The sequence below is a fragment of the Citricoccus sp. CH26A genome, from assembly GCF_000224415.1.
Classification (GTDB): Bacteria; Actinomycetota; Actinomycetes; order Actinomycetales; family Micrococcaceae; genus Citricoccus.
Genome location: NZ_AFXQ01000013.1, coordinates 15,270 through 41,538, shown reverse-complemented (window position 1 = coordinate 41,538; position 26,269 = coordinate 15,270). Strand labels below are relative to the sequence as shown.

Genomic DNA, 26,269 nt, shown 5'->3' with positions numbered 1-26,269 from the left:
GCTCGGACGCCGGGTCGGCCTCGGTTCGGTGCCAGGTCAGCGCCGGCGCTTGCGGCCCTTCTTCGAGGACGCGGCGCCCCGTCCTCCGGCGCCGGCCGTCTCGCCCTCACCGCGCCGGCCATCCGCGTCGGTGGTCCCGGTGCGGCGTACCTCGGTGGTGACCTCGCCGGAGTCGGAGGGAGCAGAGAAGCGCAGGGTTGCCGGCTGCTGCGGCGCCTCGAGGCCCTTGACGTTCAGTACCGGGGTCATCGTGGCACCGCGCGCGTCCTTCACGCCGGGCAGGGAGGTCGGGGCCGGGGCCGTCTGCACCTCGAGGTTGAACAGGTAGCCCACGGACTCCTCGCGGATGGCCTCCATCATGGACTGGAACATGATGTACCCCTCGCGCTGGTACTCGACCAGGGGGTCACGCTGGGCCATCGAGCGCAGCCCGATGCCCTCCTTGAGGTAGTCCATCTCGTACAGGTGGTCCTGCCACTTCCGGCCGATCACGGAGAGCACCACCCGGCGCTCCAGTTCGCGCATGGTCTCCGCGCCGATCGCCTTCTCCCGGTCCTCGTAGGCCAGCTTGGCATCCGAGGTCAGTTCCCGCTTGAGGTCGGCCGCCTTGAGCTTGGTCAGCCCGCCGACCTCCTCGAGGACCTCCTCGATGGTGACCCCCACCGGGTACATCTGCCGCAGGTCGGTCCACAGCTGCTCCAGGTCCCATTCCCCTGCGTGGCCCACGGCGGTGCTCTCGTCCACCATGGTCGAGACCGCGTCCTCGAGGAAGTGCTGGACCTTCTCGTGCAGGTCCTCCCCCTCGAGGATCTGCCGCCGGTCGGTGTAGATGGCCTGGCGCTGGCGGTTCATCACGTCGTCGTACTTCAGCACGTTCTTGCGCTGCTCGGTGTTGCGGGACTCCACCTGCTGCTGCGCGTTGGCGATGGCGGAGGAGACCATCTTCGACTCCAGGGCCATGTCGTCCGGCACCGAGGCGGAGTTCATGATCCGGGAGGCGGCGGCCGGGTTGAACAGGCGCATCAGGTCATCGGTCAGGGACAGGTAGAACCGGGACTCGCCGGGGTCGCCCTGTCGCCCGGAGCGGCCGCGCAGCTGGTTGTCGATGCGCCGCGACTCGTGGCGCTCCGTGCCCAGCACGTAGAGCCCCCCGAGTGCGAGCACCTCCTCGTGCTCCTTCTGCACGCCCTCCTTGGCGGCCGCGAGGACCTCGTCCCAGAGGCGCTCGTACTCCTCCGCGTTCTCCTCCGGGTCCAGCCCTCGCCTCTGCATCTCCGCCACGGCGTTGAACTCGGCGTTGCCACCGAGCATGATGTCCGTTCCGCGCCCGGCCATGTTGGTGGCCACGGTCACCGCGCCCTTACGGCCGGCCTGGGCGACGATCGCGGCCTCACGGGCGTGGTTCTTGGCGTTGAGCACCTCGTGCCGGATACCCGCCTTGGCCAGCAGCTTGGACAGGTACTCGGACTTCTCCACCGAGGTGGTGCCCACCAGTACGGGCTGGCCGGCCTCGTGGCGCTCGGCGATGTCCTGGACCACCGCGTCGAACTTCGCGACCTCGTTCTTGTAGATCAGGTCCGTCTTGTCCTGGCGCTGGATCGGCCGGTTGGACGGGATGGGCACCACGCCCAGCTTGTAGGTGGACATGAACTCGCCGGCCTCGGTCTCGGCCGTGCCGGTCATGCCGGAGAGCTTCTCGTAGAGCCGGAAGTAGTTCTGCAGGGTGACGGTGGCCAGGGTCTGGTTCTCCGCCTTGATCTGCACGCCCTCCTTGGCCTCGATGGCCTGGTGCATGCCCTCGTTGTACCGGCGTCCGGACAGGACACGGCCGGTGTGCTCGTCCACGATATTGACCTCGCCGCCCATGACGACGTAGTCCTTGTCCTTCTTGAACAGTTCCTTGGCCTTGATGGCGTTGTTCAGGTACTGGATCAGCGGGGTGTTCGCGGACTCGTACAGGTTGGTGATCCCCAGCCAGTCCTCGACCTTCTCGATACCGGGCTCGAGCACGCCGACGGTCTTCTTCTTCTCGTCGACCTCGTAGTCCTCGTCCAGGGTCAGCCTCTTCACCAGCTTGGCGAACTCGGTGTACCAGCGGCTGGCGTCCCCCTGGGCCGGGCCGGAGATGATCAGCGGGGTGCGGGCCTCGTCGATGAGGATGGAGTCGACCTCGTCAACGATCGCGAAGTGGTGGCCGCGCTGGACCAGTTCGTCCTTGGACCAGGCCATGTTGTCGCGCAGGTAGTCGAAGCCGAACTCGTTGTTCGTGCCGTAGGTGATGTCCGCGGCGTACTGTGCGCGCCGGGTCGCCGGGTCCTGGTTGGCCACGATGCAGCCGGTCTCCATGCCCAGGAAACGGAACACGCGCCCCATCAGCTCGGACTGATAGGAGGCCAGGTAGTCGTTGACGGTGATGACATGCACGCCCTTGCCGGTCAGCGCGTTCAGGTAGGCCGGCAGCGTGGCGACGAGGGTCTTGCCCTCACCGGTCTTCATCTCGGCGATGTTGCCCAGGTGCAGGGCGGCCCCACCCATCAGCTGCACGTCGTAGTGGCGCTGGCCCAGGGTCCGGCTGGCGGCCTCCCGCACGGCGGCGAAGGCCTCGGGCAGCAGGGAGTCGAGCGTCTCGCCCGCGGCGAGCCGCTCCCGGAACGCCTCGGTCTCGGCGCGCAGGTCGGCGTCGGTCATCTCACGGAACTCGTCCTCGAGGACGTTGATGGCGTCCGCGAATCCCCTCAGGCGCTTGAGGACTTTCTTGTCCCCGGTCTTGAGGATCCGTTCGATGAAAGATGCCACGTGCCTGGACTCCCTGTTCCCCGGTGTCCCGGGTGCGTCGATATGGGTTGCGCTCTGGGTACCCCGGGCGATCCGGCGCACCGGTCCGGGATACCAGCACAGTCTACGATCAAAACCCTTGGAGCTTCCTCAACGCCCACGCCACGTCCCGGGTCAGGTCCCCGTCCGCGTCCGGTTCGACGACCACGTCCCCCAGGGCCAGCCACGCAGCCAGCTCGTTCAGTTCGGCGGCCAGCTCCCCGGCCACGTGCCCGACGTCGGCCGTCCGGTCGCGCGCAACGGTCCCGCCGGGCAGCCCGGCGGGGTCCTCCCACCAGGCCCCGCGCACCAGCAGCACCCCTGACGGGCGATCAGCCTTGAGGTCGACCTGGGCGGCCAGCCGCTCCCCCAGCAGGAACAGCAGGGAGTAGTAACCGCGGGTGCGCCTGGCCGCGGGAGTGTAGATCCCCAGGCGGTACCGGACCCCGAACAGGTCCTCCACCCGCGGACGATGGAACACCAGGGGGTCGAAGGGGCTCACCAGGGCGCGGCCGGTGGCCCACCGGGGCGTGACCGCCGCCACGTGGCGCCAGGCGGGCACGGTCCGCCCGCCGGTGCCCGGCAGTCCGACCGGTTCCAGGACGCCCTCGCGGTGCAGCTCGCGGGCGGCGGCGCGGGCGGCCGTGACGTGGATGCGGTAGTAGTCGGCCAGTGAGGCGTCGGTGGCCACGCCCAGGGCCCGCGAGGCGGCCCGGACGAGCTCGACGGCGGCCGCGTGGGCGTCCGGCTCCCCGACGTCCGGGGTGAGCCGTGAGGCAGGGAAGAACCGGCGCTCGAACTGAGCGTTCCGTCCGGCGCTGGCGACGCGTCCGGAGGCGAAGAGATCCTCGAGGACGCGCTTGACCACGGTCCAGTTCCAGCCCCAGTGCCCCTCATGCCGACCGTGGTCTCCCAGTCGGTCCTGGACCTGCCGGGCCGTCAGGGGCCGGGAGGTCTCCAGCAGCGCCAGGATCCGATCGGACAGGTCCTCCCGCAGTGCGGCGTCCAGCTCCGTGGCGGACATCCACGTGCGGCGCTGGACGGCCATGAGCGCGGGCCGCAACCGGGTCGGCACGAGGGAGGCCTCGTGGGCCCAGTACTCGGTCCAGTCACGCGGGGCCCGGTGCCAGACGCGGTCCAGCCCCGCCGTCTCGTACGGTCCGAGCCTGCTGTAGAGGGGCACGTAGTGCGCCCGGGCCAGCACGTTCACGGAGTCGATCTGCACCACGTTCAGCCGGTCCAGCACCGTCCTGATCCGGCGGCCGGTCACCGGCCCGGGGCGGCGCGGGCGGTCCAGCAGCTGAGCGGCCAGGACGGTGCGCCGGGCCTCGGAGGCGCTCAGGGCGGGTGGGGTGGACGTCATGGGCGGTCGGGCCTCGTGGTCGGACTGGTCCGGACAGGGGCAGTGCCCGCCCCTGCCGGGACGGGCACTGCGCTCAGGGGTTCGCGGGGTCTCAGACGGCGGCCGCCCGGTAGCCGATCTCCTCCTCGCGGGGTTCGGCGTCCGGATGCTCCGCGTCGAGGGCGATGACGCCGTACGACCAGCCCTTGCGCCGGTAGATCGCCGAGGGCCGTCCGGACTCCTCGTCGACGAACAGGTAGAAATCGTGGCCGACCATCTCCATCGCGTCCACGGCGTCATGGACGGTCATGGGCTGGGCGGGGAAGACCTTCTTGCGGATCGTCACCGGCGCCTCGCCGTTCTTCTCGCCCTGGACGCCCTCCTGCGCTGCCTGCTCCGCCTTGACCTGGTCCACGAGCGACCGCTCCGCATCGATCACGGGCAGCGCCGCCGTCGCGTCGGCGACGGACACGCGCTGGTGCTGACGGTCCTTCTGCCGGTCGCGGAGCCTCCGCAGGCGCTCCAGGAGCTTGCCGAACGCCAGGTCGAAGGCCGCGAACTTGTCGTCGGACTGGGCCTCGGCCCGGATGACCTTGCCCTTGCCCTGCACCGTCAGCTCCACGGTCAGGTTCTGGCCCGAATGGCGGTGGTTGGACTGCTTGGTGACCTTGATCTCCAGCCGTTGAGCACGCTGCGCGAGCTGCTCGATCTTGCTGAACTTCTCCTGGGCGTAGTCCCGGAACCGGTCCGGGATCGACACGTTGCGGGCAACGTAGCTGACGTCCATGGTCATGATGTCCTCCTAGGGCCTCGCGGCCATCCGAACAGTGGTGTTGCACCGGGGGCCGGGGTACCGACCGGCCCCTTAATGCACATCGGCGGCGGGAAGAACTCCTCCTTCCTGCCGCCTCTGACGGTTCCCTCCCGGGTTCCGCACACTCAGCCTAGTCGGTTCTTCACCCGGAGTTAAGTCCCTCAGCGGGTCCGGATCCGGGGGCCGTGACAGCCGCGAGGACCACCGCCGCGGCGGGCCTCAAGCCCAGCCCGTCCAGGGCGTGCCAGGCGGCGGCGAGGGTGGACCCGGTGGTCATCACGTCGTCGAACAGCACCACGGGGCGCCCCTGGGCCCGATGGGCCCGGCCGGTCGCGCGGAACCGCCCGGCGTTACGGTGGCGGCGCAGGGTGGAGGCCGTCCCGGCATGACTGGCGGTCCGCCCCGGTCGTCCGCGCGCCCGTGCTCCCGTGCGCCCACGGGCATGGCGCAACAGCCCGGGAGCCAGTTCCCAGCCGGCGGGGAGTGGTCCGGTCAGCAGTTCGGCCACCGGGTCGTATCCCCGCCGCCGGAAACCGACCGCACTCCCCGGGACCGGGACCAGTAGGGCCGGTGCCGTCCAGGTGACCCCGGACCCGCACGGTGCCTGATCACCCAGCAGCGAGGGGACGGCGGCCAGCGCCCGGTGCACCGCCGGGCGCAGGTGCCGGCCGACCGGCGTGCGGCCGTGGTCCTTGAACCCCAGCAACGCCCGCGCCAGGGGGCCGCCGTACCGGCCCGCGGCCACCACCGCCAGCGGAACCATTCCGGCGTCGGGATCCACGGACACCAGCGGTAGCGCGGCGGCGTCCCGTTCGGCCCGGAACGGGTGCAGCACCGAGCCGGCGAGCTGATCGGCGCACGCGGGGCAGACCGCACCGTCCTGGACACCGCACACGGCGCACTCCACCGGCAGCAGCAGTCCGGCCAGTTCCCTCGCGGCGCACCCGACCGTCCGGACGGCCGGCATCCGGACGAGCCGGTCCAGTGCGGGGGCGAGGGAACGGGGCCACGGGTTCATGGCGCCATCCTGTCTTCCCCGTCCACCCGGCCGGCGCGCGCGGACGCCGGTGGTGGACCACGCCCACCGGCCGGGCACGTGTGGAGTGGGGCGGACCGCCCCGGAGGATCAGCCCGGGAAGGCCAGGTCCTCGGCCACTCCCGCCTGGGACCGCCACGTGGACCCCGCGAGGGCGTGGACGGCCTCTGCGGTCTCGGCGTAGATCGGGTTGTCCGCAGGCCCGGTCGAGAGGCCGGTCATGCCGAGCAGGGGCTTGAGGGTCCGCAGGGACCCGTCGAAGCCGACCACCTGTGCCTCCACCGGCTCGTTGGGACTGGTGGAGGCCACCACGAGTTCCTGGTCGGAGAGCCAGGTGACCTCGGTGATCGGGACGGTCGGCTCGAGCCGTACCGGCGCACCCAGTCCGCGCGGCACGCCCTCGGAGTCGCGGATGACCCCGGCGAGGTAGAGGTGGTTGGACTCCCCCTCGCCGGCCACGATGGCCGCACGCGTGCCGTCCCGCGAGATCCTCAGCGCCGAGACCTGCCGGTCTCCGATCCACTCGGCGCTGATCTCACGCGTGGCCTCGTCTCCGGCGCCCCCCGTGCCGGCGTCGATGGCCATCACGCGGGTGCCCTGGGCGTGGTCAACGGTCCAGACCCAGCCGGAGAGGTCGAAGCTGGGCCGGGTGAGGTCGCGCCCCTGCAGGACCAGTCGCTGGGAACCGTCCGTGTCCGCGGTGCGCATCTGGTCGCGGTCGGGGTTGAGGAACGCGAACCGGGTGCCGTCCAGGCTCATGGCCGGCAGCGCGGGCGGCTCGCCGGCGTCGATCCGGAGGCCACCGACCGGGACGGCGGCATCTCCCTCGTAGTAGACCAGCTGCCCGTCGGCCACGGCCACCTGGGTGGAACCCACGCTCGGGTTGACGCGCGCGGTGACGAAACCGTCCGGGGCCGGACCGAGGTCGATGGGGTCGAGGTCGACGGACAGCTCCACCGTGGAGACGTTGTTGAGACCGCCGAGGGTGAGCTCGAGCTGCTGCTGCATCCGGTGACGGGTCAGTCCGTCGGTGCCCTCGAGGGTCTGCTGGGTGAAGTCGACCTTGGCCGCACCGCCGCTGATCGGCACGGAGGGCCGGGCGAGCTCGGACCCGGACTGGAATGCGGTGCGCACCGCTCCCTCCAGGTACGGCGCCGGCCCGTCGAGCAGGGCATCGACGATGTCCGCGGCCGTGCCGGGACGGTTCAGGAACCAGCGCACGTCCGGCACGGCGAACTGGTACGACTGGTCATAGAAGTAGAGCTCGTGGGAGCCGAACAGGGCCCGGAACTGGGTGGTCTCCAGGACGACGCCGGCCGGCGCCCGGGTGATCCGCCACTGCCCGTCCACCTCGGTCACCTCGAACTCCGCCGCCTCGGTGGTGTTCGCGGGCATGCGGCTCATGATGCCGCGGTCGTCCACCACCGACTCGACCTCCATCTGCACGGTGTACACGTTGTCCGTGGCCGAGGGGACGAGCGTCGGTTCGGAGGTGTAGACCAGCGTCCGGGCATTCGGCTGCCACGCGGCGGCCGCGTCCTCGGTGAGGAACTCGCGGGCCGTGGCGTAGTCGTCCTGGACCCCGGTGCCGGCGGTGAGGAAGCCGCGGATGATCTCCTCCGGGCTGTCCCCCTCGGACGGCCCCGCGGGAGTGAAGGTGTAGTTGACCTGGTTGTCGTTCCCGGCCAGGGGCTCCGAGGTGCCCACGGGACCGCCCTGCGGCAACCGGGCGCAGCCGCTGAGGACGAGCAGCCCGGCCACGAGCAGGACCAGCCACCGCCACCGCACCGGGTGGCCGGGGTTCCGTGCTGCCGTTCGTCGGGTCGTCCGCGTCGTGTTCACCGCACCTCCTCGGTCGGCGTCTCGGGTGGCCGCCGGACCAGTGCCTGTTCGTGGACACGGTCCGGCAGGACCAGGCCGGCCGTCCCCGCCGGTTCCGTGCTCTCGATGTCCGTGGGCCGGCGCCGCTGGTCCTCGGTGTACACCGGCGGCAGCTCCAGGGGCGAGCCCTCGCCCACCGCATCACCGCTGCGCCGCGGGATGGTCAGCCGGAAGGCGGATCCCTCGCCCGGTTCTCCCCAGGCGTCGAGCCGGCCGCGGTGCAACCGGGTGTCCTCGGTGGCGATGGACAGTCCCAGCCCGGATCCACCGGTGGTCCGGGCCCGGGCCGGGTCCGCCCGCCAGAACCGGTCGAAGACGCGGGAGGCCTGTTCGGCGGACATCCCGATGCCGTGGTCCCGCACGATGATGGCCACCGAGTCCTCGTCCGATCCGAGGAGCACGTCCACCGGGCGTCCCTCCCCGTGCTCGATCGCGTTGTTGATGAGGTTCCGCACGATCCGTTCGATGCGCCGGGGGTCCACCTCGGCGGTGACGTCGGTGCCGCTGGGCACCAGGAACACCTCGGTGTCCGCCTTGCTGGCCAGCGGCTGGGCCGTCAGGACGACGTCCGCGGCGAGGTGCAGCAGGTCGGTCCTCTCGGCGGCCACGGTGGCCGCACCGGCATCGAAGCGGGTGATCTCCAGCAGGTCCGCCAGCAGCGCCTGGAAGCGCTCCACCTGGTGGTAGAGCAGTTCCGTGGAGCGCCGGTTGACGGGGTCGAAGTCCTCGCGCGAGTCGTACAGGACCTCGGCGGCCATCCGCACCGTGGTCAGCGGGGTGCGCAGCTCGTGCGAGACGTCCGAGACGAAGCGCTGCTGGATCTGGGACAGTTCCGCCAGTTGCGTGATCTGGTCCTGGATGTTGTCCGCCATCCGGTTGAAGGACGTCCCCAGCCGGGCCATCTCGTCCTCCCCGTGGACCGGCATCCGGACGCTCAGGTCCCCGGAGGACAGCGACTCGGCGGTCAGCGCCGCCTGGCTCACGGGGCGCACCACGGCCCGGGTGACGTAGACCGCGATCAGCGAGTTCATCATCACCAGCATCGCGCCGGCGACGACCAGCACACGCATCAGGTAGTCCAGCGTCTGCTGCACGCTGGAGAGGTCGTAGACCATGTACAGGGCATAGACGTTCCCGGGAGGAAGGGTCACCCGGGTGCCGAACGCCAGGCCGGGAGTGGTGCCGCCCCCGGAGTCCGGCAACGAGATCGACTGCCAGTACGTCCCCGTCCCGTCCTGGACGGCCTGGGCGAGCGCCTCGGGGATGACGTCGGCGTCCAGGTTGTTCGTGGTCCGGGTCCCCACGTACAGGTTCTGCGACTGCTCGATCGGGATCAGCAGCAGGTCCCGGCCCACCGTGGCGCCGGTCTGTCCGGCGAGGGAGTTCAGGGTGTCCTCGACCAGTTGGACGGTGTCGTCCGGGTCCGAGGAGACGCTGTTGCCGAAGATCGAGCGCGCGGTGCTCAGGCCGCGGTTCGACTCCGCCTCCACCTGGTCGAATCGGGACTGGAACAGGCCCGAGGTGATCTGCTGGGTCAGGAACAGCGCCAGCACGGCGGCCGAGACCATGGTGAGCACCGCGGTGATGACCACCGTGCGCAGCTGCAGCGAGGCGGCCCACCGCCGGTGCACGGCGCGCCGGACCGTGCCGGCCGCGTCTCGGGCCCGAGACCCGAGGCCGGAGCTGTCTGCTTCCGCCTGCTCAGGGGCGGACGCCGGGCCCTCGGTCAACTCAGGCCTGGCCTGCCTTGTATCCGACGCCCCGGACGGTCAGGACGACCTGGGGGTTCTCCGGGTCCTTCTCCACCTTGGACCGCAACCGCTGGACGTGCACGTTCACCAGCCGGGTGTCCGCCTGGTGCCGGTAGCCCCAGACCTCCTCCAGCAGCATCTCGCGGGTGAAGACCTGCCAGGGCTTGCGGGCCAGCGCGACCAGCAGGTCGAACTCCAGCGGGGTCAGCGGGATCGAGGAGTCCCCGCGGGTCACCTGGTGGCCCGCGACGTCGATGCTCAGGTCCGCGATCTTCAGTGTCTCCGGCGCGCGCTGCTCGCCCTCGCGCAACCGCGCCCGGACCCGGGCCACGAGCTCGGCGGGCTTGAAGGGCTTGGGCACGTAGTCGTCCGCACCGGCCTCGAGGCCGCGCACCACGTCCGAGGTGTCGGACTTGGCGGTGAGCATCACGATGGGGGTGTCCGACTCGCCGCGGATCGCCTTGCACACCTCGATCCCGTCCATGCCCGGCAGCATCAGGTCCAGCAGGACCAGGTCCGGCCGGGTGGAGCGGAACATGTCCAGCGCCTGGGCGCCGTCCGCACAGAAGGTCGGTTCGAACCCGTCATTGCGCAGCACGATGCCGATCATCTCCGACAGCGCCTCGTCGTCGTCGACCACCAGGATTCTGGCCTTCACCGGATACTTCCTCCCCTGCCTCACGTCCTCACCCGGACGGGCCGCTCTGCGCGACCGCCGGAGCCTCGCGGTGGCCCACAGGACCGGCCCGGTCGGCCATCTGTCCCACCCTATCCGACCAGGGGGGCGACGGCCGATATAGTCGGTCCTGACCGGGGCGTGCCGTGGTTCTCCGCGCTGCCCCGCCGGCCGTGCCAGGGTACGGCCCAGGACCATTCACGAGGGGACCTTCCGGTGGACCACCAGCACGAGCCACGCGACGACGACCACCGGGACCGGCCCGGCCCGTACGGCCCGGACCAGCCGTCCGGCTGGGGTGCGCCGGCGTCGGGCCCCGGGTACGACCCCTACGGACAGCCCCAGCCGCCCGCCCACGATCCCCACGGCCGGCCCGTGGACCAGTCCCCCTACGGCTACCCCCAGCAGCCGGGCTACGGCGTCCCGTCCCGCCGGCCCGGGACCATCCCGCTGATCCCGCTGGCCCTGGGCGACATCCTCGGCGGCGCCTTCTCCACGATCCGGCGCAACGCCGCGGCCGTCTTCGGGACCGCCCTGATCGTGGCGCTGCTCGAGATCATCCTGTCCGCCCTGGCCGCCATGTCCTTCCTCGACGCCGCCTTCGAGCTGGTCATGCTGGAAGAGTCCGGTCAGGACCCGTTCGCGGGCGATCCCCTCGCCAGTCCGTACCTCGGCCAGTTCGTCGGCTCCCTGGGCGTCCTCCTGCTCGCCGCCCTGGTGACCCTGTTCACGGGGATCATCGCGCAGGGCGTGCTGTCGGTCGTCGTCCTGCGTGCCGCCGCCGGGCTGAGGACCTCCCTGGGCCAGGCCTGGCGCCTGACCGGCCGGCAGGCCTGGTCGCTGGCGGGGCTGGGCGGGCTGTACCTGCTGGCCGGTGCCGTGACCATGGTCGTCTTCCTGGGACTCCTCTTCGTCCTCGTGGCCGGCGCCGCCGCCGGGGACACGACGACGACCGCCGTGATGGGCATCCTGCTGGTCGTCCTCTCGCTCGGGCTGGCGGTCGTCTGGGTGTGGCTCTACGTCAAGGTCCTGCTGGCACCGGCGGCCGTCGCGGTGGAGCAGCACGCCCCGTTCCGCGCCGTCGGCCGCTCCTGGTCCCTGACCCGCGGGCACTGGTGGCGGACCTTCGGCATCGTGCTGCTGGTGTCGGTCATCGTCGGCGTCATCTCCTCCGTGATCACCACGCCGCTGTCCCTGATCGGCGGCCTGGGTGATCCCTTCCTGGAGCCCGGCTCCGTCCAGCAGGCCCTCGAGTCCGCCCGGGTCTGGATGCTGGTGACGCTCGTCGTCACCGCGCTGGTCAACGCCGTCACCCGCGCGTTCCTCTCCTGCGTCACCGCCCTGCTGTACGTGGACTACCGGATCCGGCACGAGAGCTTCGACCTGGACCTGGCCGCGGCGGCCGACCGGGCCGGCGCGGCCGACGACGAGCGGTTCAGCACCGTGCGCGACGTCCAGGCGGCGGCCGGCACCGAGGACCTGGTCCCCGGCCGCCACCGTCCGTCCGGGCCTCCCGGGCCGGCCTGATCCCGCTGGCCCCGGTCACCGTGCCGCCGGTCCCGACGGTGCTGGCCGTGCCCTCCCCCGCCGCCCGGGACGGCTGGCCGCCGGACCGGGACGCGGCCCGACGGCTCCTGCAGGAGGAACTGGCCGGCCGCGAGTACGCCGAGGCCGCGCCCAACCCGGTCCTGGACTGGCTGCGAGAGGTGTCCGCCGGCTTCCTGGAGTGGCTCGACTCCCTCGGCGGTGGCGTCCCGGCGCTGCCCGGCTGGGTGCTGCTGGTGGTCGTCGTGGTGGTCGCCGTCCTCGTGCTGGTGCTGGTGCGGCCCCGTGCCAACGCGTCCACACGGGCCCGGCGGGCCGCCGTGGTGCTGGCGGAGCGTTCCTCGACCCCCGGGGACCACCGGCGTGCCGCCGCCGCCGCCCTGGCCGCCGGGGACCAGGACGCGGCGCTCGTCTCCTGGTTCCGGGCCCTGGTCCGCCAGGCCGAGGTGCGCACCGTGCTGGACACCCGTCCCGGCCGGACGGCCACCGAGGCCGCCCACGCCCTCGGCGCCGCCTTCCCCGCCGAGCACGACGCCCTGCACGGCGCCGCCGCCGTGTTCGACGCCGTGGCCTACGGCGAGCGCTCCGCCACCGCCGCCCAGGCCGAGTCCGTCCGCCGGCTCGACGCACGGCTGGAGTCCGCCCCCACCACCCACACCGCACCGGCCGTCACCGGACCGGGTTCAGCCGCCCCGGGGGCACCGCGATGAGGACTCCCCCCGCCCGTCCGGCCGCCGCACTCCACACCGCTCCCGCCGTCCCGGACACCGGGCAGGCCGTCCGGCGCTGGTGGCGTGCCGCCCGGATCTGGTTCGTCCTGGCCGCCCTGCTCGTGCTCGTCGCGCTGCCCTCGATCCTGCGCCAGGATCCCGGTGCCCGTCCGCTCGGCACGGACTCCGCACGGCCGGAGGGCGGCAGGGCCGTCGCGCGCGTCCTGGACCAGCACGGGATCGCGGTCCATCCGGCCGCCTCACTGCCGGAGGCCCTGGCCCTGGCCGCAGACCACCCCGGTGCCCCCGTGCTGTTCCACGACCCGGCCGGACACCTGCCCGCCGAGGCGCTGGAGCAACTCGCCGAGGCGGTCGGCCCCGAGCGGCGGGTGCTGGTCGAACCGGGGCTGACCGTCCTGCAGGGCCTGGCTCCCGGGGTCAGCCAGGGCGGTGTCGTCCCCGAGGGCGCCCCGCTGCCTGCCGGACAGCAGTGCCGCTGGCCCGCGGCCCTCGAGGCCCGGTCCGTGTCCGCGGGGGGACGGTCCTACCGCACCGGACCGTCCGGCCAGCAGTGCTTCCCGGTCCCCGGCACCGGTGCGGGGCCGTCCGGGGCCGCGTACGCCGTGGTGACCACCGCCGAGGGCACCGTGGTCCTGGGGCACCGGGACATGGTGGCCAACGCCGGCGCCGCGGACGAGGGCCACGCCGTGCTGTCCCTGTGGACCCTGGGCCGGGACACGGACGTCATCTGGTACCTGCCCTCCCTGGCGGACGTCCCGGTGGACGGCGGACCTCCCACCCTGGACCGGTTGCTTCCCGACTGGGTCCGCCCCGCCGGGCTGTGGCTGGTCCTCTGCCTGTTCGTGCTGCTGTTGTGGCGGGGACGGCGGCACGGCCCGCTGGCGGTGGAGCCGCTGCCGGTGATCGTGCCGGCCTCGGAGACGGCCGTGGGCCGGGCCCGCCTGTACGAGCGGTCCGGCCAGTACGCGGCGGCGGCCCGTGCCCTGCGCTCGGCCACGGTCGTGCGGCTGGCCTCGGCCCTGCGCCTCGGTCCCGCGGCCCCGGTCGGGGCGGTGGTGGCGGCGGCGTCCCGGGCGAGCGGCCTGGACGCCGGCCGGGTCGGCTCCGCGCTGGACGTGGACGACGTCGGCTCCGGCCGGGCCCTGGTGGCCGCGGCCGCCGCCCTGCAGGACCTCGAGGACGAGGTCCACCGTGGCCTGCAGGCCACGGGAACCGCGCGGGACGGCACATCCGCCACGACAGACACCGCCGCCGCCGCCGCCGACACACCATCCGACGCCGACCCGAGGACACCATGAGCATCCCCCACCCCGATCCGCAGCCGGCCCCGCCGGCCGACCCGTTCCGCCCGGACCACCGGGACTCGCCGGACCGGCCGGACGACGCCGAGCTGCGCGAGAGCCTCGACCGGGTGCGGTTGGAGGTCTCGCGCGCCGTCGTCGGGCAGCAACCGGCCGTCACCGGGCTGCTGGTCGGGTTGCTCTGCCACGGTCACGTGCTGCTGGAGGGAGTGCCCGGGGTGGCCAAGACCCTGCTGGTGCGGGCGCTGTCCGCCGCCCTGTCCCTGGAGACCCATCGCGTGCAGTTCACCCCTGACCTCATGCCCGGTGACGTGACCGGCTCCCTGGTCTATGACACCCGGTCCGGGGAGTTCGAGTTCCGCCGCGGGCCGGTGTTCACGAACCTGCTGCTGGCGGACGAGATCAACCGCACCCCGCCCAAGACGCAGGCCGCCCTGCTGGAGGCGATGGCGGAGCGGCAGGTCTCCGTGGACGGCGTCTCCCGTGCGCTCCCGGACCCGTTCATGGTGGCCGCGACCCAGAACCCGGTGGAGTACGAGGGCACGTATCCGCTGCCGGAGGCCCAGTTGGACCGGTTCCTGCTCAAGGTGACCATGGAGCTGCCCGGGCGCGAGGACGAGGTGGAGATCCTGCGCCGCCATGCCGAGGGTTTCGACGCCTCCGACCTCGCCGGCGCCGGGATTCGCGCCGTGGCCGGCGCCGGCACCGTCCGGGCAGCCCGCCGCGCCGTGGCCCGGGTCCAGTCCGGCCCCGGGGTGATCGGTTACGTCACGGACCTGGCCCGGGCCACCCGCGTCTCGCCGTCGTTCCAGCTGGGCGTCTCACCGCGCGGGTCCACCGCCCTGCTGCACGCCGCGACGGCGTGGGCGTGGCTGAACGGCCGGGACTTCACCACCCCGGACGACGTCCAGGCCATGACCCTGCCGTGCCTGCGGCACCGCGTCTCCCTGCGCCCCGAGGCGGAGCTGGACGGCGTCTCGGCCGACCAGGTGCTCTCCGGCCTGCTGGCCACCGTCCCCGTGCCCCGCTGAGGCACCGCCGCCATGGTGCTCTCCGGCCGCCTCCTCGCGCTGGCCCTCGCGCTGCTCCTCCCCGTGGTGCTGCGGCCCGGGATGGACACCGTGGGCTGGTGCCTGCTCGCCCTGGTGCTGGTGGCCGGGACGGACCTGGTGCTCGCCGCCTCCCCGCGGGGGGTGCTGATCGCCCGTGACCTGCCCGCCTCCACCCGCCTGGACGCACCGGTACAGAACGCCCTGCTCATCACCCAGACCGGCGGGCGCAGGCTGCGCGGCTCCGTGCGCGATGCCTGGCAGCCCTCCGCGGGCCAGCTCGCGGCGTCCGGCCGCGCAGACGCCGCGGTGGACCTGGACGTGCCCGCGGGGGAACGACGCCGGGTGGTCACCACCCTGGTTCCGCGCCGCCGGGGCACGCTGCGCAGTGCCTCGGTGACGGTCCGGTCCTGGGGGCCGTTGGGCGTGGCGGCCCGTCAGGTCACCCATCCGGTGCCCGGGCAGCTCTCCGTCCTGCCCCCGTTCCGGTCCCGGCGCCACCTGCCCTCCCGGCTGGCCCGCCTGCGCGAGATGGACGGCCGTGCCGCCGTCCAGACGCGGGGCGGCGGCACGGAGTTCGACTCCCTGCGGGACTACGTCCGCGGGGACGACGTCCGCTCGATCGACTGGCGGGCCACAGCCCGCCGGCGGGACGTGGTGGTCCGGACGTGGCGGCCGGAGCGGGACCGGCGGGTGGTGATCGTGCTGGACACCTCGCGCACCTCGGCCGCGCGCGTGGACGACGAGCCCAAGCTGGACACCGGCATCGAGGCCTCCCTGCTGCTGGCGGCCCTGGCCTCGGCCGGCGGTGACCGGGTCGAGCTGGTGGCCGTGGACCGCCGGGTGCGTGCGCGCGTGTCCTCGACCGAGAAGGGCAGCCTGTTGCACCGGATGGTCACCGCCCTGGCCCCGGTGCAGTCCACGCTGCTCGCCGCCGACTGGTCGCGGGTGCCCGTGGAGGTGGCCGCCGTCGCCCGGCAGCGCTCACTCGTGGTGCTGCTGACGGACCTGGACACCGCCGCCCTGCAGGAGGGGCTGCTGCCCGTCCTGCCGGCCCTGACCGCACGCCACCAGGTGGTCGTCGCATCCGTCGCCGATCCGGGACTGTCCGCGCTGGCCCGGGGCCGGCATGACGTCGAGACGGCGTTCCGCGCGGCGGCCGCCGAGCGCGCGGTGCTGGAGCGACGGGCCGCGGCCCGGGAGCTGAACCTGCTCGGCGTCGAGGTGGTGGACGAGCCACCCCACCGGCTCCCTCCCGCCCTGGCCGACGCCTACCTGCGGCTCAAGGCCGCGGGGAGGCTCTGAGCCGTCCGGCCGGTGCCCATCGGTGCCCATCCCGTACGGTGAGTCCATGGCGACTCCCTCCTTCACGATCGGCCCCTGGCGGGTCCTTGAGACCGGCCTGGACCTGGAGGCCCTGGGCGTGGCCGAATCCGTCTTCGCCCTGGGCAACGGCCACATCGGCCTGCGCGGCGCGCTGGAGGAGACGCAGCCGAGCGTCTCCCGCGGTACCTTCCTGTCCGGGGTCCACGAGCACCATCCGCTGGCCTATCCGGAGGGCGGCTATGGGGCCCCCGAGCGTGGGGAGGCCATCATCGGGGTGGCCGACGGTGCCGCGATCCGCGTCCAGGTGGACGGGGCGGCCCTCGACGTGCGCGAGACCCCGCCGGAGGACCACGAGCGGGTCCTGGACCTGCGGGCCGGCACCCTGGAGCGCCGGACGGAGTGGACCACCCCCGGTGGGCGGCGGATGCGGTTGCGCTCCACCCGGCTGGTCTCGCTGGCCCACCGCTGCGTGACGGCCACGCGCTGGCGACTCGAGGCGGTCGACGGCCCCGCCCGGGTGATCGTGACCTCCGACCTGGTGGTCAACGGGATCCCGCCGCAGGTCGACAACCCCGATCCCAGGGTGGGTGAGGTCCTCGGGCGTCCCTTCGAGGCCCTGGCCGACGGCCGGCACCGGACGGGGGGCCACCTCGTGCACCGCACCCGGAGCAGCCGGATCAGGGTCGCCGCGGCCGTGGACCATGCCGTGCGGCTGCCCGGCACGGCTGCCGTGCCGGAGAGCGCGGTGTCCACGGACGGCGACGAGGACCGGGTGACCACCACGATCGTGGCCGAACTAGCGGCCGGGGAGACCCTGGAGCTGGTCAAGGTCACCGCGCACGCCTGGTCCGGCCGCGATCCCGGCGCGGACCAGCTCGACCAGGCCCGGGCCGCGCTCGCCGAGGCGGTGGACCGCGGGTGGTCGGGGCTGGTCTCGGACCAGCGCGAGGTGCTGGACGCGTACTGGGAGGACGCCGACATCGAGGTGGACGGTGATCCCGAGTTGCAGGACGCCCTGCGGTTCGCCCTGTTCCAGGTGCTCCAGGCCGCGGCCGGCGTCCACGACGCGCCGATCGGGGCCAAGGGGCTGACCGGTTCCGGGTACAGCGGGCACACGTTCTGGGACATCGACGGATTCCTGGTGCCGGTCCTGACGCTGCTGCGGCCGCGGGACGCGGCCCGATTGCTGCGGTGGCGCGCGTCCGGACTGGACCGGGCCCGCGAGCGCGCCCGCGTGCTGGACCTTCCCGGTGCCGCGTTCCCCTGGCGCACCATCAGCGGCCGGGAGACCTCGGCCTACTGGCCGGCGTCCACGGCGGCCATGCACCTCAACGCGGACATCTCCCGTTCCTTCCGGTTCTGGGCCGATGCCACCGGCAGGCCCCTGACGGAGATCGGGGGCGTGGACGTGCTGGTCGAGACCGCCCGGTTGTGGACGGGCCTGGCCCACCACGACCACGGCGGTGCGGCCCACCTGCTGGGACTGACCGGTCCGGACGAGTACACCGGCGTGGTGGACGACAACGTGTTCACCGTCCTGATGGCCCGGTGGAACCTGCGCGCCGCGGCCGGTGCCTGCGCCGCGTACCCGCCGGACGCCCGGCGGCTCGGCGTGACCGATGACGAACCGCGACGCTGGCTCGCGCTGGCCGCGGCCCTGCACGTGCCCTACGACGCCGCGCTCGGCGTGCACCCGGCCAACGAGGGGTTCACGACCTACCGGGAGTGGGACTTCGAGGAGGACCCCGGACCGGAACCGCTCCAGGAGCACACCCACTACCTGACCCTCTACCGGCACCAGGTGGTCAAGCAGGCGGACCTCGTCCAGGCCCTGTGGTGGTGCCCCGAGGAGTTCACCGCCGAACAGGCCGCCCGCAACGTGGACTACTACGAGCGGCGGACCGTGCGGGACTCCTCCCTGTCCGCGGCGGTGCAGTCCGTGGCCTGTGCCCGGGTGGGCCACCTGGACCTGGCGGTGGCGTACCTGCGCGAGGCCGCGCTCGTGGACCTGCGGGACCTGCAGGACGACACCCACCAGGGGCTGCACCTGGCCTCCCTGGCCGGGGCGTGGCTGGCGCTGGTGTCCGGGCTCGGGGGCCTGCACGTGGACGGGGAGGAGTTGCGGCTCGCCCCGCGCCTGCCGGCGCGGCTGGGCCGGTTGTGCTTCCGGTTCCGTTTCCGGGGCCGGCGGCTGCGGGTCGAGGTCACCCCGGAGGGCACCACCCTCACCCTGCAGGACGGTGACGACGACGCCACCGCGGCCGGCCCGTTGCCGGTGGTCATCGACGGGGCCGAGGTCACCGTGGCACCGGGCCGCCCGGTCACCGTGCCCCTGACGGTGGACGAGCCCCTGCTTCCCGTGCCGGTCCAGCCGCCGGGCCGGGCACCGAGGGCCTGAGTCAGAGACCGCCGTCCTGGCGGATCCGGTCCAGTTCCTCCGCGGCGGCCACGGTGGCCGCCAGGGCCCGGTTCGCGGCGTGCCGGGTGCCGGCGGACAGGTCGGGGGCGCCGAGCACCACGAGCGACAGGTGCTCCGGGTCCAGCCCCATCCGTGCCCACGTCCGGGCGATGCCCACGGCGGTGTCCCGGTAGGGGCGGTCGGCCCCGGCCGGGCCGGGTGCGGGAGCCGGCGACGGGTCACCCGGCGGTGGCAGCCGGAGCGTCACGGTCCGGCCGGCCTCGACCCAGCCGGCGATGACCTCCCAGCGGGCCGGGTCCGCCCCGGCACCCTCCAGGGGTGCCAGCGGCAGGACCAGGCCCCGGCCGGCGTCGTCCCCGGAGCCCTCACGGTCCTGCGCACCCGATTGTCCGGGCGGGTCCTCCGGCACGTCCGGACCGTCCGGCGGCGGGACCGCGGGCAGCGCCTCGGAGGCCAGCAGGGCGAGGTCGGGCCAGTCCCACTGCTCACCGGCACCCGAGCGGCCCGGCGCGTGCACGATGCCCGTCGCGCCGCCGTCGAGGGCCGCCTCGGCCACCAGCGTCCAGCCCTGCCGGACCTCGGAGCGGGGAATGGAGCGCACGGTCCGGTACCCGCTCGCGGTGGGCAGCGCCCCGGAGAGCACGGCCGCGGCCTGGGGCTCGTCCACGAGCACCGTCAGCCGGGCCGCCCCGGTCGCGGCGCGCACGGAGCGGACCCAGTCCGCCAGGCCCGAGGCCAGCGACTGGGCCACGTCGCGCCGGGCGCCGGAGTCGGACAGGGAGCGCTCGCCCCCGGGCAGCCACAGGCTGGCGGCCAGCGACAGGGGCCCGGTCACGCGGAGCACGAGATCCTCCACCGTGAGCCCGGCATCGCCGGCCACGTCCGTGAAGGCGTTGACGTCGGAGCGGAGCGCGGAGGCGGCCCGCCGGTGGTCCATCCCGGGCTCGGGGACCAGTCGCCAGCCGTGCGGCTGCAGGTCGACCGCCAGGCCGTCCAGCAGGACGGCGGCGCGGCCCACCGGGTCCGAGCCGGGTCCCCGGCCGGGCAGTTCAGGCAGCACGGGCCGGTGCGGGTGGCCCAGGGCGTTGAGGATGTCCCGGGCAGCGGCCACGGGATCTGCTCCGGGCCAGGCGCCGGTCAGGGAGGCACGGGTCATGCGCGGGTTCCCTCAGTCCTGCTGGTCGGCGATGGCCCGGTGATGCTGGATCACCTCGGAGACGATGAAGTTCAGGAACTTCTCCGCGAAGGCGGGGTCCAGGTCCGCGTCCTCGGCCAGCCGGCGCAGGCGGTCGATCTGGGCGGCCTCGCGTCCGGGGTCCGAGGGCGGCAGCCGGTGCTCGGCCTTCAGCCGGCCCACCCGCTGGGTGCACTTGAACCGCTCGGCCAGCAGGTAGACCAGCGTCGCGTCGAAGTTGTCGATGCTGCCGCGGATCTCGAACAGCTCCTGCAGCACCGCCGGATCGGCCGTCCCCTCCAACGAGGTGGCATGGGGGTCGAAGTCGGTGTCCGGGCGGGGTCCGGTGGCGGGCTCGGTGGTCATGGGTTCCAGCCTACGGTGACGGTCCCGTGGCCCCGGGATCGTTGCGTCACGCGGCCCGCGCCGCGTTCACGGCGGTGTCGATCGTCGCCTGGCCCAGCACCCGGGTGCCCTGGTAGAGCACCGCGGTCTGGCCCGGTGCCACGCCCCGCAGCGGCTCGTCGAGCTCCAGGACCCAGCGGACGGCGTCGTGCTGGCGGTGCACGCGCGCCCGGGCCGGGACCGGGTCACCGTGGGCGCGGACCTGCAGGTGACAGCCGAACCAGTCCCCCGTGGCGTCCTCGGGCAGCGGTGCGCCGGCCCAGGACGGGCGGATCCCGGTGACGCGGTCCACGGCCAGCATCTCCTTCGAGCCGACCACCACGGTGTTGTCCTTGGGCCGGACCTCGAGCACGAACCGGGGCCGGCCGTCGGGGGCGGGCCGGCCGATGTTCAGGCCCTTGCGCTGGCCCACGGTGAAGGCGTGCGCGCCGGGGTGGGAGCCCAGGCGGTTGCCCTCGGTGTCCAGGATGTCGCCCTCGGTCATCTCGATCCGCTCGGCCAGCCAGCCGCGGGTGTCCCCGTCCGGGATGAAGCAGATGTCGTGGGAGTCCGGCTTGGCGGCCACGGAGAGACCCCGCTCGGCCGCCTCGGCCCGGACGAGGTCCTTGGAGGGGGTGTCGGCCAGCGGGAACATCGAGTGCTCCAGCTGCTCGGCGGTCAGCACGCCCAGCACGTAGGACTGGTCCTTGGCCCAGTCCGCGGCGCGGTGCAGTTCCAGGGTGCCGGTCTCCGTCCGGACGACCTTGGCGTAGTGCCCGGTGCACACCGCGTCGAAGCCCAGGGCGAGGGCCTTCTCCAGCAGGGCGGCGAACTTGATCCGCTCGTTGCAGCGCATGCAGGGGTTGGGCGTGCGGCCGGCGGCGTACTCGGCCACGAAGTCGTCCACCACGTCCTCCTTGAACCTCTCGGAGAAGTCCCAGGTGTAGAACGGGATGCCCAGCCTCTCGCAGGCGCGCCAGGCGTCCCGGGAGTCCTCGATCGTGCAGCAGCCCCGGGAACCGGTGCGCAGGGTCCCGGGCATCCGGGACAGTGCCAGGTGCACCCCGACGACCTCGTGCCCGGCGTCCACGGCGCGGGCGGCGGCGACGGCGGAGTCGACTCCCCCGCTCATGGCGGCGAGGACCTTCATACGGTGGGTTCCCTTCGGTACGTGGCGGCGGGGGCGAGACCCCCGGCTCTCAGCGGTGGCTGTTGGCGGTGCGGATGCCGGAACCGTGCCCGGCCATCCCGGCCTTGAGCGCGGCGGCGTGGACGCCCGGCAGGACGTCCAGCACCCTCTCAACGTCCCCGGCGGTCGATGTATGCCCGAGGCTGAACCGCTGGACGGCCCGTGCCAGGTCCTCGTCCACGCCGAGGGCGATCAGCACGTGGGAGGGCCGGGGCACCCCGGCGGAGCAGGCCGAACCGGTGGAGGCCTCGACGCCGGCCATGTCCAGGCCGAACAGGATCGAGTCCCCCTCGCAGCCCGGGAAGGTGAAGTGCGCGTTGCCCGGCAGCCGGCGGGTGCCGGCCGGCAGCCGCTCCCCCGTGGCCGGATCCCGGTCCTCGGCACCGGTGAGCCGGGCCTCGGGAAGACGCTCGCGGACGCCGTCGATCAGCCGGTCCCGCAGCGCACCGACGCGCCCGCGTTCGACCGGCAGGTTCTGGGTGGCCTCGGTGGCGGCGGCGGCGAAGGCCTCGATGAGGGCCACGGGGATGGTGCCGGAACGGATGTCCCGTTCCTGGCCGCCGCCGTGCTGGACGGGGGTGAGCGTGGCGTCCCGGCGCACCAGCAGGGCACCGATGCCCACCGGGGCGCCGATCTTGTGCCCCGTGACGGCCAGGGTCGTGGCCCCCGAGGACGGGAAGTCGAGCGGGACGGCCCCGAAGGCCTGCACCGCGTCCGTGTGGAAGGGCACGCCGTGTTCCGCGGCGCAGGCGGCGGCCTCGGCGATCGGCTGGATGGTGCCGATCTCGTTGTTGGCCCACATCAGGGTGGCCACCGCGATGGTCTCCGGGTCCCGGGCGATCGTGGCCCGCCAGGCGTCCATCTCGACCGTCCCCTCCGGGCCGACCGGGACGACGTCCAGCTGCGCCCCCTCATGGGACTGGAGCCACTCGGCCGTGTCCAGGATGGCGGAGTGCTCGATGCCGGTCAGCACGATGCGGTGGCAGGCCGGCCGCCCGGCCCGGCGGGCGGCGTCCCGCCGGGCCCAGTACAGGCCCTTGAGGGCGAGGTTGTCCGACTCGGTGCCCCCGGACGTGAAGACGACCTCGCTGGGGTGGGCACCCAGCGCGCTCGCGAGCGCGTCCCGGGCGGTCTCGACCCGCAGCTTGGCCCCGCGGCCGGAGGAATGCAGGGAGGACTGGTTGCCCAGGAACAGCGAACTGGCCGTGAACGCCTCCAGGGCGACGGGACGGACCGCCGTGGTGGCGGCATGGTCCAGGTACGTCCGGCCGGTGGTGGGGGTCATCCCTCCAGTGTACGAGCGGCCGGGGACGGTGCTCAGGGGGCCGCCGCGGCCCGCGGCCGGACCAGCCGGCCGGCCTCGTCCGGACCGGCTGACGGGACCACGTCCCCCCGCGGCCCGCGCGCGGTCCGGTCACGACGCCGCGCTCCCCCGATCCCCCCGGCGACCTGCCAGAATGGGCGGAGGCCATCCCGTCCCACCGCCCCGATCCCCCGAGGAGCCCGCCGCCATGTCCCAGGTCGAGCCACAGTCCCGGCGCGGGGTCGGCGGATGAGGCCGGAGGACCTCTCCGGCAGGTCGGCCTACGAGGTCCTGGGCGTGGCCTTCGACGCGGACACGGCCACCCTCAAGGCGGCCTGGCGCCGCGCCGCCCGCCGCACCCATCCCGACTACGGCGGGGACGCCGCCGAGTTCCGCCGGGTCAGCCTGGCCTGGCAGCTCATCGGCGACCCGGACTCCCGGCGTGACTACGACCGCGCCTTCAGTGCTCCCGGCCGGGCGGGCACGGCCGGGACCGCCGGGCCGGGGTCGACGAGCGGGCGCCGGACGACACCGGGCCCCTCCTTCACCGCCTCCGCGGGCCGTGCCCGTGGCGGCCGGGCCCACGCCGGCGACGGTCCCGGCAGCGCCCGCGGCACCGTGGACTACGACCCACCGCTGGGCGAGGACACCGTGCTGGACATGATCCGCAGCTCCCAGCAGGTGCACGGCGCGCCCCGCAAGCGCGGCATCCTGCCCGCCGGGAACCGGCTGGTGCGCGAGGCCCGCACCATCCGCACCCTGCAGGCCCAGGTGCTCGGCTCGCTGCCGGCGGCCCGGCTCGTCACCGGGCTGAACCTGAAGTTCGGCCGGATCAGTTCCGGCGCCATCGACCACGTCGTGCTGTGCGGGGACCGGTTGGCCGTGATCGGGTCCCTCCAGGTCCCGGACGGTGTGTACCGGTGGGACGGGGCCGAGTTGCTGCTCGGCGACCGCCGGGTCTCCCCGCCCTCGCTGGCCCCGGCCATGGTGGCCCTGCAGCGGGCCTTCCCGGACTGCACCGTGGGCGGCTTCATCCTGGTGCTCGGGCCGGAGGACAACCCGCACGCCCCCATCATCCAGCTGGACCGCACCCGGTCCCTGGACACCGACGCCGGCTTCCTCACCGATCCGCCCGCCAACGCGCTGCAGTTCGGCCGCGACCTGAAGATGTTCCTCGGCACCGGCCCGGCGGCGCGCCGCGTGGACCGCCGGGTCCTGGCCCGGCTGCTCGGCGCGATGTACTGAGACGCACTGACTAGCATGGTGCGGTGCCCACTGACTCCGCTCCCGGCCCCGACTCCGATCACGCCCCCGCGCCCGCCGGCGTCCCGGTCGCCTTCCCTGACAACCCGCACCTGGGCGCCCCGCGGAGCCCCGCCCCCGGCACGCCGGGATTCCGGATCCTGTTCCACGCCCCGGAGATCCCCGGCAACACGGGCAACGCGATCCGCCTCGCGGCGATCACCGGCGCCGAGCTGCACCTGGTGGAGCCGGTCGGTTTCGACTTCTCCGACGCCAAGCTGCGCCGGGCCGGACTGGACTACCACGACCTGGCGGTGCTCACGGTGCATCCGGACCTCCAGTCGGCATGGGATGCCCTGCTCCCGGCCCGCGTCTTCGCCTTCACCTCCGGCGGGGACACCCTGTTCACGGACGTGTCCTACCGCGCCGGGGACGTCCTGCTGTTCGGGCGGGAGTCCACCGGACTGCCGGACGAGGTACTGGCGGACCCCCACGTCACGGCCCGGGTCAGGCTGCCGATGCAGCCGGCCCGCCGCTCCCTGAACCTGGCCAACTCGGCGTCCATCGCGGTCTACGAGGCCTGGCGACAGCACGGCTTCGCCGGGGCCGGCTGAACCGCGCACCCGTCATGTTGCGCCACGGTCACGATCCGCGTGGCAGTATCGGCGTCCCGACCCGACTTCCTATGCTGGGATGACCATGGATAAGCGCGCCCCCGGACTGCCCGACCGACCGTCGACGATCGACGACGAGACCTCCCCGTCCACCCCGTCACCCTCCGAGGCCTCCGCCCGTCCCGCCCCGACCGCGACGGACCTGGGCCTGCCCGGGCTCGATCACCTCCTCCGTCTCGCCGGTGAGGGCGACCAGGCCTCCTTCTCCGCGTTCTACGACGCCACCGCCCCCTGGGTGTTCGGCCTGGCCTGCTCGATCTTCGCCTCCCGGAACGACGCCGCCGAGGCCACCGTCCTGACCTACGTCCGGGTCTGGGACGCCGCCCCGGACGAGCGCTTCGAGGACGACTCGGCCAAGGCCCGCCACCGTTCGGTGCTGTGCTGGCTGGAATCCCAGGCGCACGAGACGATGACACGCCTGCTGCGCACCGATGCACTGCCCGACTACGGCACCGGCCTGCTGCCGGACAACGCCGGAGCGGCCCGGGGCGGGCAGCGCGAACCCACCACCGTGCTCTCGGCGCTGACGCAGGCCCAGTTCGAGGCCCTCGACCTCGCCTGGGCCGGGGGTCGCACCTACCGGCAGGTGGCCGAGGAACTGGGCGTGGCCGTGCCGACGGTCAAGTCACGGCTGCGCGACGGCGTCCAGCGGATCACCAAGCGCTACCAGGAGAAGTTCCTCGGCCGGGTCGGCGAGGAGGACCCGGTCATGCTGCGCGCCGTGACGCCGGAGATCGCCGCCCGGACCGGGACCACCCGCAACTTCACCCTGAACCTCAGCCAGGACCTGGAGAACGGCCTGGCCAGGGAATGGGCGGACCTGGTGGCCCTGGACGCGCTGGACGATCCGGAGCGCGAGGAACTGGACCGGTACGTCACCCGCCAGGGACCGGAGTTCACCACGCTCTGGCGCGCCCGCGTGGAGAGCGCCCGCAGGACGGTGACCTGGGCCTTCCGCGGCCTGGCCCACGAGCCGCCGTCGTTCCTGCTCGACGAGCTCCTGCACCGGCTGCCGGCCCAGGACGTCGGCATGGGGCTGGTGGACGGGCTCGGCCCCTCGAACGGGACCGCCGCGAGGATGGTGTCCCTGAGCCGGCCGGTGAAGAAGTGGATGCTCGTGGTGGCCGGACTGCTCGTGGTGGCCCTGGGCCTGTGGCTGGTGGTGCGCCTGGTCATGGGCCCCAACGTCGTGGCCGCCGTGGACGGCGCCGAGGACTCCTTCACCACCCAGCAGGTCTCGCTCACCGAGGGCGGGTCCATGCAGGGCCACATCTCCCGGGACCGGGACATGGCCTACGTGACCTTCGCCGGACTGCCGGACCCGGGCGAGGGCAACGTCTACCAGTTGTGGTTGTTCCCCCGCGACGGTGCGGCGCCCAGCACCCTGGGGACCTACGACCTGGACGACCTCCAGGACCCGGTCACGTTCCGCGGTATCCAGCGCTACGCCGACCTGGCGCTCACGGTGGAGCCGGAGGGCGGTTCCGAGACCCCGACGTCGGCCCGGCTGGGCGCGGTCGACCTGGTCCACCAGGTCACCCAGGGCCCGATCTACGGAGGCCACCCCAACAACACCCCGGCCCCGCCCGAACAGCAGGACGAGGCCGGGGGCGAGTGA

Annotated in this window: 20 protein-coding genes; 9 read left to right on the top strand and 11 right to left on the bottom strand. The window is 73.4% G+C overall.

Going from position 1 to position 26,269, the window contains the following annotated elements:
- Nucleotides 1-36 precede the first annotated feature (36 nt).
- From secA to mtrA, 7 genes are all read right to left on the bottom strand, one after another.
- Nucleotides 37-2,796: a preprotein translocase subunit SecA gene (gene secA, locus CITRI_RS0109385; protein WP_010144509.1), complete on the bottom strand. Its 2,760-nt coding sequence runs from the start codon at nt 2,794-2,796 to the stop codon at nt 37-39.
- 109 nt (nt 2,797-2,905) lie between these two features.
- Nucleotides 2,906-4,177 (bottom strand): winged helix-turn-helix domain-containing protein, encoded by a 1,272-nt coding sequence (locus tag CITRI_RS0109380; protein WP_010144507.1) that lies wholly within the window; start codon nt 4,175-4,177, stop codon nt 2,906-2,908.
- Nucleotides 4,178-4,268: 91 nt separating this feature from the next.
- The gene (gene hpf / locus CITRI_RS0109375; protein WP_010144506.1) at nt 4,269-4,949 is read right to left on the bottom strand and encodes a ribosome hibernation-promoting factor, HPF/YfiA family; all 681 of its coding nucleotides are present in this window, start codon (nt 4,947-4,949) and stop codon (nt 4,269-4,271) included.
- Nucleotides 4,950-5,112: 163 nt separating this feature from the next.
- Complete coding sequence (locus CITRI_RS17175; protein WP_010144505.1) at nt 5,113-5,988, bottom strand: ComF family protein; 876 nt, start codon at nt 5,986-5,988, stop codon at nt 5,113-5,115.
- A 108-nt stretch (nt 5,989-6,096) separates the two neighbouring features.
- Nucleotides 6,097-7,848 carry an LpqB family beta-propeller domain-containing protein gene (locus tag CITRI_RS17170; RefSeq protein WP_141566044.1) on the bottom strand — a complete coding sequence of 584 codons (1,752 nt, stop codon included), beginning with the start codon at nt 7,846-7,848 and terminating at the stop codon, nt 6,097-6,099.
- Complete coding sequence (gene mtrB, locus CITRI_RS17165; RefSeq protein ID WP_237709031.1) at nt 7,845-9,617, bottom strand: MtrAB system histidine kinase MtrB; 1,773 nt, start codon at nt 9,615-9,617, stop codon at nt 7,845-7,847. Before mtrB ends, CITRI_RS17170 begins: the two co-directional genes overlap by 4 nt.
- 1 nt (nt 9,618) lies before the next feature.
- Complete coding sequence (gene mtrA, locus CITRI_RS0109355) at nt 9,619-10,296, bottom strand: MtrAB system response regulator MtrA (protein ID WP_010144502.1); 678 nt, start codon at nt 10,294-10,296, stop codon at nt 9,619-9,621.
- A gap of 234 nt (nt 10,297-10,530) precedes the next feature.
- Between mtrA and CITRI_RS19395 the strand changes: the two genes are divergently transcribed.
- The 6 genes from CITRI_RS19395 to CITRI_RS0109325 are packed head-to-tail and all read left to right on the top strand — an operon-like array spanning nt 10,531 to nt 18,664.
- Complete coding sequence (locus tag CITRI_RS19395) at nt 10,531-11,841, top strand: hypothetical protein (protein WP_010144501.1); 1,311 nt, start codon at nt 10,531-10,533, stop codon at nt 11,839-11,841.
- Nucleotides 11,842-11,888: 47 nt separating this feature from the next.
- Complete coding sequence (locus CITRI_RS17160; protein WP_157998921.1) at nt 11,889-12,569, top strand: DUF4129 domain-containing protein; 681 nt, start codon at nt 11,889-11,891, stop codon at nt 12,567-12,569.
- Nucleotides 12,566-13,888 (top strand): DUF4350 domain-containing protein, encoded by a 1,323-nt coding sequence (locus tag CITRI_RS18445; RefSeq protein WP_010144499.1) that lies wholly within the window; start codon nt 12,566-12,568, stop codon nt 13,886-13,888. The genes CITRI_RS17160 and CITRI_RS18445 overlap by 4 nt, the downstream gene beginning before the upstream one ends.
- Entirely contained in the window at nt 13,885-14,922 is a 1,038-nt protein-coding gene (locus CITRI_RS0109335) for a MoxR family ATPase (RefSeq protein ID WP_010144498.1), read from the top strand. Before CITRI_RS18445 ends, CITRI_RS0109335 begins: the two co-directional genes overlap by 4 nt.
- A gap of 12 nt (nt 14,923-14,934) precedes the next feature.
- Nucleotides 14,935-16,245, top strand: coding sequence for a DUF58 domain-containing protein (locus CITRI_RS0109330; RefSeq protein WP_010144496.1), 1,311 nt, complete (start codon nt 14,935-14,937; stop codon nt 16,243-16,245).
- Between the two features lie 46 nt (nt 16,246-16,291).
- A complete protein-coding gene (locus CITRI_RS0109325) occupies nt 16,292-18,664 on the top strand; it encodes a glycoside hydrolase family 65 protein (protein ID WP_029139182.1) in 2,373 nt (790 codons plus the stop codon).
- A gap of 1 nt (nt 18,665) precedes the next feature.
- Here the strand turns inward: CITRI_RS0109325 and CITRI_RS17150 are convergent, their stop codons facing one another.
- Genes CITRI_RS17150 through CITRI_RS0109305 form a run of 4 tightly spaced genes read right to left on the bottom strand, consistent with a single transcriptional unit; the run spans nt 18,666 to nt 22,717 of the window.
- Complete coding sequence (locus CITRI_RS17150; protein WP_010144494.1) at nt 18,666-19,841, bottom strand: hypothetical protein; 1,176 nt, start codon at nt 19,839-19,841, stop codon at nt 18,666-18,668.
- Nucleotides 19,842-19,853: 12 nt separating this feature from the next.
- Nucleotides 19,854-20,225, bottom strand: coding sequence for a chorismate mutase (locus CITRI_RS0109315; protein WP_010144493.1), 372 nt, complete (start codon nt 20,223-20,225; stop codon nt 19,854-19,856).
- A gap of 46 nt (nt 20,226-20,271) precedes the next feature.
- Complete coding sequence (gene mnmA, locus CITRI_RS0109310; RefSeq protein ID WP_010144492.1) at nt 20,272-21,393, bottom strand: tRNA 2-thiouridine(34) synthase MnmA; 1,122 nt, start codon at nt 21,391-21,393, stop codon at nt 20,272-20,274.
- Between the two features lie 49 nt (nt 21,394-21,442).
- Nucleotides 21,443-22,717 (bottom strand): cysteine desulfurase family protein, encoded by a 1,275-nt coding sequence (locus CITRI_RS0109305; RefSeq protein WP_010144491.1) that lies wholly within the window; start codon nt 22,715-22,717, stop codon nt 21,443-21,445.
- A 267-nt stretch (nt 22,718-22,984) separates the two neighbouring features.
- Between CITRI_RS0109305 and CITRI_RS0109300 the strand changes: the two genes are divergently transcribed.
- From CITRI_RS0109300 to CITRI_RS17145, 3 genes are all read left to right on the top strand, one after another.
- Nucleotides 22,985-23,980: a DnaJ domain-containing protein gene (locus CITRI_RS0109300; protein ID WP_010144490.1), complete on the top strand. Its 996-nt coding sequence runs from the start codon at nt 22,985-22,987 to the stop codon at nt 23,978-23,980.
- Nucleotides 23,981-24,090: 110 nt separating this feature from the next.
- Nucleotides 24,091-24,591 (top strand): tRNA (cytidine(34)-2'-O)-methyltransferase, encoded by a 501-nt coding sequence (locus tag CITRI_RS0109295; protein WP_050813650.1) that lies wholly within the window; start codon nt 24,091-24,093, stop codon nt 24,589-24,591.
- A 79-nt stretch (nt 24,592-24,670) separates the two neighbouring features.
- On the top strand, nt 24,671-26,269 hold the full coding sequence (locus CITRI_RS17145; RefSeq protein ID WP_141566042.1) for an anti-sigma factor domain-containing protein: 1,599 nt from the start codon (nt 24,671-24,673) through the stop codon (nt 26,267-26,269).